A 12,402-nucleotide genomic window follows, 5' to 3' on the forward strand; every position below is an offset into this window, starting at 1 on the left:
GGACATGACCCAGCTCAGCAAGACCGATCCCCCGGGCCCGGACGGCACCCATCCCCCCGGCCCCGCCGAGGTGAAGGGATCCGGCGCGGCCAGCGGCGTCCCCGACGACGAGTTCGCCTTCCGGGTCACCCGCCGCCCCCGCCCCGCCCGCTGGTTCGCGGTCCTCGCGGCCGTCCTGGTCACGGTGTGGCTCGGCTACACCGTCGTCGTCAACCCCAACCTCCACTGGGACGTCATCGCCGACCACCAGTTCGACGCGGTGATCCTCGAAGGGCTCTGGGTCACCGTCCAGCTCACCCTCGTCTCGATGACCGCCGGCATCGTCATCGGCGTCGCCGTCGCGGTGATGCAGCTCTCCGAGAACCCCGTCCTGCGGGTCACCGCGAGCGCCTACACCTGGTTCTTCCGGGGCACGCCCCTGCTCGTCCAGCTCATCTTCTGGTTCAATCTGGCACTGCTGTTCCCCGTGATCAGCATCGGTGTCCCCTTCGACGGACCCAAGCTCGTCGAATGGCAGACCAACGCGGTCATCACCGGGTTCGTCGCCGCGCTGCTCGGCCTGTCCATCAACGAGGGCGCCTACCTCGCCGAGATCGTCCGCGCCGGTATCCAGAGCGTCGACCCGGGCCAGCGCGAGGCCGGGGCCACCCTCGGCATGTCGAACCGGCAGATCCTCGCGCGGGTCATCCTGCCCCAGGCCATGCGGGTCATCATCCCGCCGTTCGGCAACCAGTTCATCTCCATGCTGAAGACCACCTCCCTGGTATCCGTCATCGCGGGCGCCGACCTCATGACCGTCTCCCAGCATCTGTACCTCGCCAACTTCGAGGTCATCGCGCTGCTGATGGTCGCCTCCCTCTGGTACCTGGCCCTCACCACCGTCGCCAGCGTCGCCCAGCACTTCATCGAACGCCGCTACAGCCCCGGCGCCGCACCCCTGCGCCGCAGGATGCTCACCAACCTCGTCCCCGGGCGCACCGGCAAGGGAGCCGCCTCATGAACGACCTCGTCCTGCGGGCCCGAGCGGTCCGCAAACGGTTCGCCGACACCGAGGTGCTGCGCGGTATCGACCTGGAGGTCCGGTCCGGCGAGGTGCTGTGCGTCATCGGCCCCTCCGGCTCCGGCAAGTCCACCCTGCTGCGCTGCTTCAACCATCTGGAGCGCATCGACGCCGGCCGCGTATGGGTCGACGGCGAACTCGTCGGCTACGAACAGCACGGCACCTCCGGCCGGGTCCTGCGCGAACGGCGCGAGAAGGAGATCCGGGCCCAGCGCGAACGCGTCGGCATGGTGTTCCAGCGCTTCCACCTCTTCCCGCACCGCACCGCCGTCCAGAACGTCATGGAAGGCCCCGTCGTCGTCAAACGCCGCCCCCGCGCCGACGCCGAGCGCCGCGCCCGGGAACTCCTCGACCGGGTCGGACTCGCCGACCGCGCCGACCACTACCCCGCTCAGCTCTCCGGCGGCCAGCAGCAGCGCGTCGCCATCGCCCGCGCCCTCGCCATGGACCCCACCCTGATGCTCTTCGACGAACCCACCTCCGCCCTCGACCCCGAACTCGTCGGGGAGGTCCTCGGCGTCATGCAGGACCTCGCCCGCAGCGGGATGACGATGATCGTCGTCACCCATGAGATGGGCTTCGCCCGTGAGGTGGCCGACCGCGTCGTCTTCATGGACGAGGGACTCGTCGTGGAGTCCGGACACCCCGACGAACTGTTCACCGCGCCGCGGCACGACCGCACCCGGGCCTTCCTCTCGACGGTGCTGTGATGGGCGCTCCCCTCGATCTGCTGCTGCGCGGCGGCACGGTCGTCGACGGAACCGGCGCTGCCGCCCGCCGCGCCGACATCGGCGTCCGCGCCGGACGGGTCACCCTGCTGCCCACCGGCGCGCCCGCCACGGCCCTGACCACACTGGACGTCACCGGACGGACCGTCACCCCCGGTTTCATCGACGTGCACACCCACTCCGACGCCCTGGCGGTGCCGCAGGACACCGAGGACCCCTCGGTGGAGACCCTGCGGCTCGCGCCCCTCCTCCAGGGCGTCACCACGGAGATCGCCGGGAACTGCGGCTCCAGCCTCTTCCCCGCGCTGCCCGAACGCCTCGGCGGCCTCGCCGGACATCTGCGGGTCACCTTCGGGCTCGGACCGCTCCCACCCGCCGCCGACTTCACCGCCTTCGCCGCCGGCCAGGCCCCCGCGCTGCGCGCCACCCATCTCGCGTCCCTCGTCGGCCACGGCACCCTCCGCGCCGGGGTCATGGGCTTCGACGACCGCGCCCCCACGGACACCGAACTGCGCACCATGTGCGACCTGCTCGACCGGTCCCTCACCCAGGGCGCCGCCGGACTGTCCACCGGCCTCATCTACCCGCCCGGCACCTACGCGGACACCGACGAGATCGTCGCCCTCGCCCGGATCGCCGCCCGGCACGGCAAGCCGTACGTGACCCATCTGCGCGACGAGATGTCCGGGATCGACACCGCGCTGGAGGAAGCCCTCCACATAGCCGTCCGCTCCGGCGCCCCGCTCCAGATCTCCCACCACAAGACCGCCGGACGCCACGCCTGGGGCGCCACCCTGCGTACCCTGCCCAGACTGGAACAGGCCCGGGCGGAGGGAGTGGACGTGCTCTGCGACGTGTACCCGTACACCGCGGGCAGCACCGTCCTGCACGCCATGCTGCCGCCCTGGGCCAACGAAGGCGGCATCCCGGCGCTGCTGGCCCGGCTGTGGGACGACGCGGTACGTGAGCGGGTCCGCCGCGACATCGCCGGAGGCGTCGCGGGCTGGGAGAACACCGTCGGCAACGGCGGCTGGGACCTCATCGCCGTCGCCGCCGCCCCCACCCACCCGAACATCCAGGGCCGCCGGATCGCCGACCTCGCGGCCGAACGCGCCGTCGACCCCGTCGACTACGTCGCCGACCTCCTGCTCGCCGAGGAGGGCGAGGTGACGATCATCAGCCACTCGATGCGCGAGGACGACGTACGCCGTGTCATCGCCAGCCCGCTCGCCATGATCGGGTCCGACGGCGTCCCCAAACCGGGCCGCCCCCACCCGCGCTGGGCGGGCAGCTTCACCCGGGTCCTCGGCCGCTACGGACGCGACGAAGGACTCCTCACCCTGGAGAACGCCGTCCACAAGATGACCGGACTGCCCGCCGCCCGCTTCGGACTCACCGGCCGCGGCACCATCCGGGACGGCGCCCACGCCGACCTGGTCGTGCTCGACCCCGCCACCGTCCGCGACCGGGCCACCTTCGACAGCCCGCTGCTCGCGCCCGAAGGCATCGGCACCGTCGTGGTCGCCGGCCGGCTCGCCGTCCACGACGGACGGCCCACCGGGGTCCGGGCCGGACAGGTGGTGGGGGTGCGATGAGCCTCGACCGTGTCGTCGCGGCGGCCGGCCGGTCCGCCGCGCTCCCGCTGGTCCTCGCCGTCCACGCCGTCGATGTCGACACCGGCGAGAGCGTCGGCGCCCACGACGAGGCCGTCCTGCCCGTCGCCTCCGCGTCGAAACTGCTGCTCCTCGCGGAGATCGCCCGGCGCCTCGACACCGGTGAGCTGCGCCCCGACCGTCCCGTCGACCTCCTCGACGAGGACCGGACGGGCGGCACCGGGCTGCTGTCCCGGTTCGGCCGGACCGGCTGGAGTGTCGAGGACCTGTGCTGGCTGACCGCCTCCGTCAGCGACAACACCGCCACCAACGCGTTGTTGCGGCTCGTCGGGCGGGAGTCCACCGCACGGCTCGCCGTGGAGCTGGGACTACGGCGGCTCACCCTGCACGACTACGTGCGTGACGTACGGGGTCCCGGGGTGCCGCCGGTCTTCGCCACGGGGACCGCGCGGGATCTGGCCCTGCTGGTGGCACACGCGGCCAGGGGCTCGATGGTGACGCCCGGGGCGTCCGCCCGGCTGCTGCGCTGGATGCGCGCGAACACGGACCACGGGCTCGTACCCGCGCTCATCTCCCACGACCCCTACGCGGAGTGCTTCCCCGAGCGGCCGGCCGGAGGACTGCTCGTGGCCAACAAGACCGGTACGGACGCGGGGGTGCGCGCCGACGCGGGGCTGCTGATCGGAGCCCGGCGGCTGGCGTACGCGGCGGTCGCGCACTGGGACACCGGACTGGGACCGAGCACGGAACGGGCGGCCGTCCACGCGATCCGCGACATCGGCCGCACCCTGGAGTCCTACGCCCTCACTCCACGCCCCTGACCCGGCCGGGCCGCGCCCGTGCGTGCACCAGGACCGCCGATCAGCCCCAGCGTGCGGGCCCGTTCGAGAACCTCGGCCGGAGCCTTGGCCACCGAGCCGGTGTCGAAGGGGGGTTGCGGGTCGTACTCGGTGTAGAGCTGTATCGCCTGGGCGGTCAGGTCGTCGCTGAGCAGCGCGGCCAGCCGCACGGCCATGTCGATACCGGAGGAGACCCCGGCCGAGGTGATCACCCGGTCGTGCCGGACCACCCGCTCGGCGGTGTAGACGGCGCCGTACGACTCCAGTTCGGCGACCGCGTCCCAGTGGGTGGTGGCCGTCAGCCCGTCCAGCAGACCTGCCGCGCCGAGCACCAGGGAACCGGTGCAGACCGAGGTGGTGAAGCGGGTGCCGGTATGGACGCGGCGCACCCAGTCGAGGAAACCGGCGTCGGCCACCATGGTCTGGAAGCTGCCCCCGCCCGGTATCAGCAGGACGTCGCAGCGCTCCACCTCGGTGTACCCGGTCGGCACATGCACCGGCAACGACCCCAACACGTCCCGCACCAGACCGGGTTCGGCCGTCACGAACCGCACGGTGGCACCGGGCACATAGGCGAGGATCTCGTAGGGCCCGATCGCGTCAAGCGGCTCGAAGTCGTCGAAGAGGGGGATCACGATGTCCATGCGCCGCAGCATAACCACCAGATCAGCCCCACCAGGAGCCCCGTCCGCCGACCACGAAGTACCCAGGGCCGCAGAACCAAGTACGCCCACGAACGAGTACCGAGGAACGCGAGGAACAGCGCGAACCCACCGAGCGACGGCACAGGACGAATCGCGCCGAGCACGGGCTACTCAGGGGCGCGGGGAACTGCGCACCCACGGACGACCCGCACGGGACAAGCTACGGCCACAGGCACAAACCCAGGGGCGCGGGGAACCGCGCAATCCCACCGAGCGACGGCACTGGACGAATCGCGCCGAGCACGGAGTACCCAGGGGCGCGGGGAACTGCGCACCCACGGACGACCCGCACGGGACAAGCTACGGCCACAAGGACAAACCCAGGGGCGCGAGGAACAGCGCAAGCACTCACGGGCTCCGTGAAGAGAGAGACCGTCACCCCCACTGCGTACTGACTTCCCGAGCCGCCCGCCGCAACTCCGTCAGGAACGACCGGAGCAGCGGATTCAGATTGCTGGACCGGGTGGCGACCCCGATCCGCCGGTGCAACCGCGGATGATCCAGCCGGCACACATGGACCCCGGCCGTGTCCCCGATCCCGAGCGCGGGGACCAACGCGATCCCCATCCCGGCCCGCGCGAGGTTCACCGTCACCTGGTAGTGGTCGCTACGGCACCGCACCCGTGGCAGAAAGCCCTCCGCGGCACAGGCACGTTCCAGTACGGGCTCGCCGGTACTGCCACCCCGCGTACCGATCCAGGTCTCCCCCTCCAGCGCCGCGAGCCGCACCACCGTCTGGCGGCCCAGCCGGTGCCGCAGCGGCACCACGACCAGCTGCGGCTCGTCGAAGAACATCTCCACGTCCACCGTGGCGTCCCGGCACCAGGGGTCGAGTGGATGCTCGAACACGACGGCGGCGTCGAGCCGCCCCGCCTCCAGATCGGGCACCAGCTCGTGCGGCTGCCCGAGAATCAGCTCCAGCTCGACCTGCGGACGCTCCGCGGAGAAACCGGCGAGCGCGCGCGGCAGCAGCTCCAGCCCGGAGGAGGCGAAGAACCCGAGCCGCAGCAGCCCCGCCTCCCCGGCGGAGTGCCCCCGCAGATCGTCCCGGGCGACCGCCATCAGATCCGAGATGGCCTGCGCGTGCTCCGCGAGCCGCTGCCCGGCCACCGTCATCCGCAGACTCTGCGGCGCCCGCTCGACCAGCGCGACACCCACCTCCTGCTCCAGCCGCGCGAGCTGGTGGGAGACCGCCGACGGGCTCAGATGCAGGGCCTGCGCCGCGGCCACGATGCTGCCCCCGCGGGCGATCTCCAGCAGGACGAGCAGACGCGCACTGTTCAGCATCGCGTCATGCTAAGCGCTGCCCGCGCCGGGCATCGCGAGCGGTTCCACGGGCAGCCCGTGCGCAGTCGCCCCCGCCGACGCGAGGTATGCCGACCCGGGCACCGCCGCCGGGCCCGGGACATCGAGGCGCAGCAGGTCCTCCTCCGTCTCACGGCGCACCACGAGCCGTGCGTGCCCGTCCCGGACGAAGACCACGGCCGGGCGCGGGAGCTTGTTGTAGTTGGACGCCATCGCGTACCCGTACGCGCCGGTCACCGGGGTCGCCAGCAGATCACCCACCCGCAGATCGGCGGGCAGGGCGGCGTCGTCGATGACGACGTCCCCGCTCTCGCAGTGCTTGCCCACGAGCCGGGCCCGCAGGGGCCGCGCCGCTCCCGGGCAGCGCGGCAGGAACGCCTCGTAGCGGCTGGCGTAGAGCGCCGGACGCGGGTTGTCGCTCATCCCGCCGTCGACGCTGACGTAGGTGCGGACACCCGCGATGTGCTTGATGGTGCCGACCCGGTACAGGGTCATGCCCGCGCGGGCCGTGACCGACCGGCCCGGTTCCACGGTCACCGCGCCGGACCAGCCCGCGCCGCGTACCGCGTCCCGTACCGCCGCGGCCCACCGCGCGAACGACGGCGCCCGCTGCCCGCTCTCGTACGCGACCCCGAGGCCCCCGCCGACGGTGAGCCGGGCCGCGTCCGTCCCGGCGGCGAACCGGGCGACGGCCGCCGCGCCCGCCGCGAGTTCCGTGGTGTCGAGCACCTGTGAGCCGACATGGGCGTGGATTCCCTCGAAGCGCATGGCCGGGGACGCCGACGCGCGCCGTACGGCGGCCAGGGCCGAGCCGTCGGCGAGACCGAAGCCGAACTTCGAGTCCAGGCCGCCGGTCCGGATCGACTCGTGCGCCCCGGCCGCGACCCCGGGAGCCACCCGCAGTTGCACGGGCGCCGGGGGCAGTCCCTCCGCCCGGTGCAGCCGCTCGATCCGGTCCATTTCGTCGAAGCTGTCGACGACGAGGTGCCGGACCCCGGCGGTCAGCGCGGTCCGCAGCTCCGCCTCGTCCTTGTTGTTGCCGTGCAGCACGATCCGGTCGGCCGGTACCCCGGCGCGCAGCGCCACCCGCAGCTCCCCGCCGGACGCGACGTCGAGCAGCAGCCCTTCCTCATGGGCGAGCCGGGCCATCGCCGTGCACAGGAACGCCTTGGAGGCGTAGGCGACGCCGTCCCGGCCGAACGCGGCCACGGCCTCCCGGCAGCGGCGGCGCAGATGCTCCTCGTCGTAGACGAACAGCGGTGTCCCGAACCGTGCGGCCAGTTCGGTCAGCGCCACGTCGCCGACGGTCAGCCCCCGGGGGCCGTACGCCGAGGTCAGGGGCAGCAGTTCCGGGTCGATCGCTGACGTCATGGGTTCCTCCCGCTGGCTGGCTCGTGGCCATCCTGGGGCCTGCGGGCGGGGTGACAAAAGCGGATTGTTCCGGTGCTGAGCACCACGTTCTTCGATGCTCGGTCACCGGGACGGCCCTCGCGCCGGGGAAGTCGGATACCAGGGGGCGGGCGGTGGGCGCCGGGCGCTGCTTCACGTCGCCCGCGAAGGAAGGCACGCCCCCCGCGAAGGCACGCCCCCGCCCCGCCCCGCTCAGCCGCCGAACGCGCCCGCGTTCTCCCGTACCCACTGGGCGAACGTCCGCGCGGGCCGCCCCGTGACCTTCTCCACGGTCGGCAGCACCGTGTACCCCGCGGCCGGCGGGTCGGTCCGCATGGCCAGGAAGAAGCCGATGTCCTCGGCCGGGTACCCCGAGGCACGCCACCGCGCCACGATCTCGTCCTCGGACAGCTCCTCGTACCGGACCTCGCGGCCCAGCACCTCCGCGATCGTCGCGACCTTCTCCGGGGCTGTGAACGCCTGCGGGCCGGTCAGCCAGTACTCCTGACCCGCGTGACCGTCGGTGGTCAGCGCGACCGCGGCCACCGCGGCGATGTCGGCGTCGTGGATCATCGCGCTGCGCGCCTCGGGGAAGCCCTCCCGGACCACACCCTCCGTACGCACCGGGTCCGCCCACTCCAGCGTGTTGGACATGAACTCCACCGGGGCGAGGAACGTCCACTCCAGCCCACCGGCGTCGACCGCCTCCTCCAGCGGACTGCGGGCCACATCGCCCTTCAGCACCGTCACCCGTCGGACCCCGGCCTCCCGGGCCAGCGCGACGATCTCCGGACCGCTCGTCAGCGGTGCGAACCCGGCGCCGTCGAAGGTGATCAGATGCGCGGCCGTCACCCCGTCGAAGACCCCGGCGAGCCCAGCCGGGTCCGTGAGGTTCCCGGCCACCACCTCGACGCCGTCCGGCAGATCCGCCGCCCGGGGCGAGCGGGTCAGGGCGCGGACCCGGTGCCCGGCGGCGAGCAGCTCGTCGACGAGCGGACGGCCGACCTTGCCGGTGGCGCCGGTCACGAGAACGGTCATGGGATTCCCTCCGTGGTGGACACGCCGGGTGATCGGCGTGTCCGTCACACTAGGAACGATCGCGGCCGACTTCTGTCCGCGATCGCTGCTGGAATGCCCGGGGCCGCCGCACCCGCGCGTTCCGTCCGTCCACCGCCGCCCGGAGACCACCATGCTGGAGACGTCCGCCCGACTGCTGCGACTGCTCGGGCTGATGCAGAGCCACCGCGACTGGCCCGGGGCACAACTCGCCGAACGACTCGGGGTCAGCGCCCGGACCGTCCGCCGCGACGTCGACAAGCTGCGGTCCCTGGGCTACCCGATCCACGCGATCGGCGGTGTGGGCGGCGGCTACCAGCTCGCCGCGGGCAAGGCACTGCCCCCGCTGCTGCTGGACGACGAGGAGGCCGTCGCCGTGGCCGTGGGGCTGCGGACCGCCGCGGGCGGCGCGGTCACCGGGATCGCCGAGACCTCCGTCCGGGCGCTGGCCAAACTCGACCAGGTGCTGCCTTCCCGGCTCCGCCACCAGGTGGGTTCGCTCAGCGCCGCCCTGGTCACCCTGCCCTCGCCGGGTCCCACCGTCGATCCGTCCATCCTCGTCACCCTGGCCACCGCGGTACGGGACCACACACGGCTGCGCTTCGACTACGTCTCCCACGAGGGCTCCGACTCCGTCCGGGACGTGGAGCCCTACCGGCTGCTGCACACCGGCCGCCGCTGGTACCTCTTCGGCTGGGACACCGGCCGGGCCGACTGGCGGACCTTCCGCACCGACCGGCTCACCCTCCGCACCCCGGCGGGCCCCCGCTTCACCCCGCGGCCCCTGCCCGCCGAGGACCTGTCCCACTATCTGGCCCTCGGCATCACCACCCAGCCGCACCGCTACCAGGCGGTACTGACCATGCACGGCTCCGCCGAGGCCGTCGCGGACGAGGTGCCGCCCACCCTCGGGGTCATCGAGCCCGTGGACGAGCACACCTGCGTCCTGCGCGTCGGCTCCGACAGCCTCGACCAGCTCGCCGTCTGGACCGCGGCCTTCGGGTTCGACTTCGACATCCACGAACCGCCCGAGCTGATCACCCACATCCGCGCCCTGACCCAACGCCTCGGACGTGCCGCGTGGCCGGACGGCCCGGTCAGTCCAGCAGGGTCGCCGCGTGATCCGGGACGTACGACTGGAGGTCCCGCGGCGGACGCTCGTAGCCGGACGCGGCCGGGCGCGGCGGGATCGTGACGTCCGGCGGGGGGACCTCCCGGTAGGGCACCGTGGACAGCAGATGGGCCATCATGTTGAGCCGGGCGCGCCGCTTGTCGTCGCTCTCCACGATATGCCAGGGCGCCTCGGGGATGTCCGTGTGGACCAGCATCTCGTCCTTCGCCCGTGAGTACGCCTCCCAGCGGGTGATGGACTCCAGGTCCATGGGCGACAGCTTCCAGCGGCGCAGCGGGTCCTCCAGCCGCTTGTGGAAACGGCGTTCCTGCTCCGCGTCACTCACCGAGAACCAGTACTTGCGCAGCAGGACGCCGTCCTCCACCAGCATCCGCTCGAAGATCGGGCACTGGTGCAGGAACCGCTGGTGCTCCGCCTTGGTGCAGAAGCCCATGACGTGCTCGACACCCGCGCGGTTGTACCAGCTGCGGTCGAACAGCCGGATCTCCCCGGCGGCCGGCAACTGCGCCGCGTACCGCTGGAAGTACCACTGGCCGCGCTCCCGTTCGGTGGGCTTGGGCAGGGCGACGATCCGCGCGACACGCGGATTGAGGTACTCCGTCACCCGTTTGATCGTGCCGCCCTTGCCCGCCGCGTCCCGCCCCTCGAAGACCACGACCAGCCGGACGCCCTCGGCCCGCACCCACTCCTGGAGCTTCACCAACTCGGTCTGGAGCCGGTACAACTCCCGCTCGTACGGCCCGCGCGGCACCTTCGTCACGCCACCCGGCTTCGCGTTCTTCCTGCCCGCCAACGTCAGCCACCTCTCCCGCCGTGTCCACCGCCGCCCCGCCGCCCGGACCTCTCCGGCGCGGGCCCGGCCCTGAAGCACCGTAACCGACCGCGGTCTGCGAGGACGTGGGCGGCGGCCCGACACACAGGCACCCGCGCGCGGACACAGGCCCCGTCCGGGCACACCGCTCCGGCGCACGGGCCTCGGCACACGGCTCCGGCGCACGGCTCCGGCACACCGCTCCGGCGTAACGCTTCCGCACACCGCTCCGGGCGCCGGACGGCCTGCCGCGGCTGTGGGCGCGCGGCCCGGCGGCGCGCGGCGGGATTGTCACACCCACCTGTCACAGTGATCCCATGGTCAACCCCACACCGGACGACACGTCCCAGCCGAGCACCCCCGAGGGCATGGTCGAGGAGGCCATTCCCGTCCTGCGCGTTGAGAACGCCGCCACGGCGGTGGCGTGGTACGCCCGCCTGGGCTTCGTCCAGCAGTGGGAGCACCGCTTCGAGCCGGACTTCCCCGCCTTCGTGGAGGTGGCCCGGGGCCCGGTGCGGCTCTTCCTGTCGGAGCACCGGGGCGACGCGACCCCCGGCACCCTGGTGTATCTGCGGGTCCGCGATGTGGACGCGGTCGCGGCCGAGTTCGGTGTCACCGCCGAGGAGGTGCCGTGGGCCCGGGAGATCGAGCTGCGGGACCCCGACGGCAACCGGCTGAGGGTCGGCACCCCCCTGGAGTGACACCCGTGGCCGTACGGGTCCACCGCGCCCGCCCGGACGCGGTGGACCCCGTCGGTCAGTGGCCCCCGGCGGAGCTGACCGACAGCTGCTTGTCGAAGGTCCGGCCACCGTCGTCGGAGCGGTAGACGCCGTCCTGGGACGCGATCACCAGCCGCTCCCCGTCGAGCGCCGTGAGCGCCTGCGGCCCGCCCCCGGGGACGGTGCCCCGCCCGGTCCAGGTACGCCCCCCGTCCGCGCTGACACTGAGCGCCCCCGCCGGGTCCACCCCGTACAGGGCGTCCTTCCTAGGCCAGGACAGATGGGCGAGCACCGGCTGCGCGGCGGCGGCGAAGCTCTTCCCGCCGTCCGTGCTGCGCACGATCCCGTCCTCGGTCGTCGCGAGCACGGTGTCCGGGTCGGCCGGGCTGACCGCGAGGTCCACCGCGCTCAGTTCGGCACGGCTGTCCCAGCGCTCGCCGTCCGCGCTGACCCGCAGCAGACCGTTGGTGCTGTCGTAGCCGTAGATCGTGCCGTGCGCGTACTCCAGCGAATGGAAGTCGACCTCCCCGCCGAGCGACCTGTCCTTCCAGGTACGGCCCTTGTCGGTGCTCTCGATCAGGCCCAGGTTGCTCGGCGCGTCACGGCCCGGCGCGGGATGACCGCTGGCCAGGAAGGCGCCGGACTTCCCGAGCGTGAAGCCCATGAAGTCGTCCTTGCGCTCCCCGACCAGCTCGGGCGCGCCCTTGTCGTCGGGGGTGTAGATGCCGTCGTGCGTGGCCACATAGAGCGTGCCGTCGGCCGGATCGACGGCCACACCGTGGATATGGCTGATCGTGGTGCCATGGGCCTGGTCCTTGTCGCCGCCCCCGTCACCGTCACCGCCGGACGAACAGGCGCCGAGGGTCAGCGCGAGCACGGTGACGGAGACGGAGACGGAGACGGACAGGGCGGTGCGGTGCTTCATCATCGGGTCCTGATCGGGTGTCGGGCGCCGCGAGGGCGCGCGTGGCGGGAACGGCCGCGGACGGCCGGGAGCGGGGGAGCGGGCCGGGGGCCCGGGACGGCACTCGCCGCCCCGGGCCCCC

At 72.8% G+C, this 12,402-nt stretch carries 12 protein-coding genes; 6 read left to right on the top strand and 6 right to left on the bottom strand.

The window, feature by feature from the left end:
* The first annotated feature begins 4 nt into the window (after positions 1-4).
* Genes AB852_RS25390 through AB852_RS25405 form a run of 4 tightly spaced genes read left to right on the top strand, consistent with a single transcriptional unit; the run spans position 5 to position 4,222 of the window.
* Entirely contained in the window at positions 5-1,000 is a 996-nt protein-coding gene (locus AB852_RS25390) for an amino acid ABC transporter permease (protein WP_079184909.1), read from the top strand.
* Positions 997-1,770 (top strand): amino acid ABC transporter ATP-binding protein, encoded by a 774-nt coding sequence (locus AB852_RS25395; RefSeq protein ID WP_073792522.1) that lies wholly within the window; start codon positions 997-999, stop codon positions 1,768-1,770. The genes AB852_RS25390 and AB852_RS25395 overlap by 4 nt, the downstream gene beginning before the upstream one ends.
* On the top strand, positions 1,770-3,383 hold the full coding sequence (locus AB852_RS25400; protein ID WP_073792523.1) for an N-acyl-D-amino-acid deacylase family protein: 1,614 nt from the start codon (positions 1,770-1,772) through the stop codon (positions 3,381-3,383). The genes AB852_RS25395 and AB852_RS25400 overlap by 1 nt, the downstream gene beginning before the upstream one ends.
* The gene (locus AB852_RS25405; protein WP_073792524.1) at positions 3,380-4,222 is read left to right on the top strand and encodes a serine hydrolase; all 843 of its coding nucleotides are present in this window, start codon (positions 3,380-3,382) and stop codon (positions 4,220-4,222) included. Before AB852_RS25400 ends, AB852_RS25405 begins: the two co-directional genes overlap by 4 nt.
* On the opposite strand, the gene AB852_RS25410 is transcribed toward AB852_RS25405, so the two are convergent.
* The 4 genes from AB852_RS25410 to AB852_RS25425 all read right to left on the bottom strand — a co-directional run bounded on the left by AB852_RS25410 (position 4,198) and on the right by AB852_RS25425 (position 8,676).
* Positions 4,198-4,884 carry a DJ-1/PfpI family protein gene (locus AB852_RS25410; RefSeq protein WP_073792712.1) on the bottom strand — a complete coding sequence of 229 codons (687 nt, stop codon included), beginning with the start codon at positions 4,882-4,884 and terminating at the stop codon, positions 4,198-4,200. The genes AB852_RS25405 and AB852_RS25410 overlap by 25 nt on opposite strands.
* A gap of 435 nt (positions 4,885-5,319) precedes the next feature.
* Entirely contained in the window at positions 5,320-6,231 is a 912-nt protein-coding gene (locus AB852_RS25415; protein WP_073792525.1) for a LysR family transcriptional regulator, read from the bottom strand.
* 9 nt (positions 6,232-6,240) lie between these two features.
* Positions 6,241-7,620, bottom strand: coding sequence for a diaminopimelate decarboxylase (gene lysA / locus AB852_RS25420; RefSeq protein ID WP_079184910.1), 1,380 nt, complete (start codon positions 7,618-7,620; stop codon positions 6,241-6,243).
* A 231-nt stretch (positions 7,621-7,851) separates the two neighbouring features.
* Complete coding sequence (locus tag AB852_RS25425; RefSeq protein WP_073792526.1) at positions 7,852-8,676, bottom strand: NAD(P)H-binding protein; 825 nt, start codon at positions 8,674-8,676, stop codon at positions 7,852-7,854.
* Positions 8,677-8,827: 151 nt separating this feature from the next.
* Between AB852_RS25425 and AB852_RS25430 the strand changes: the two genes are divergently transcribed.
* On the top strand, positions 8,828-9,889 hold the full coding sequence (locus AB852_RS25430) for a helix-turn-helix transcriptional regulator (RefSeq protein ID WP_079184911.1): 1,062 nt from the start codon (positions 8,828-8,830) through the stop codon (positions 9,887-9,889).
* Here the strand turns inward: AB852_RS25430 and ppk2 are convergent.
* Positions 9,792-10,619: a polyphosphate kinase 2 gene (gene ppk2 / locus AB852_RS25435; protein ID WP_245876913.1), complete on the bottom strand. Its 828-nt coding sequence runs from the start codon at positions 10,617-10,619 to the stop codon at positions 9,792-9,794. The genes AB852_RS25430 and ppk2 overlap by 98 nt on opposite strands.
* A 386-nt stretch (positions 10,620-11,005) precedes the next feature.
* Here ppk2 and AB852_RS25440 point away from each other — a divergent pair, with 386 nt between their 5' ends.
* Positions 11,006-11,338 carry a glyoxalase superfamily protein gene (locus tag AB852_RS25440; protein WP_073792713.1) on the top strand — a complete coding sequence of 111 codons (333 nt, stop codon included), beginning with the start codon at positions 11,006-11,008 and terminating at the stop codon, positions 11,336-11,338.
* A 55-nt stretch (positions 11,339-11,393) separates the two neighbouring features.
* On the opposite strand, the gene AB852_RS25445 is transcribed toward AB852_RS25440, so the two are convergent.
* A complete protein-coding gene (locus AB852_RS25445; protein WP_073792528.1) occupies positions 11,394-12,284 on the bottom strand; it encodes a F510_1955 family glycosylhydrolase in 891 nt (296 codons plus the stop codon).
* Positions 12,285-12,402 lie beyond the last annotated feature (118 nt).

The organism is Streptomyces uncialis (assembly GCF_001905345.1).
GTDB classification, from domain to species: domain Bacteria; phylum Actinomycetota; class Actinomycetes; order Streptomycetales; family Streptomycetaceae; genus Streptomyces; species Streptomyces uncialis.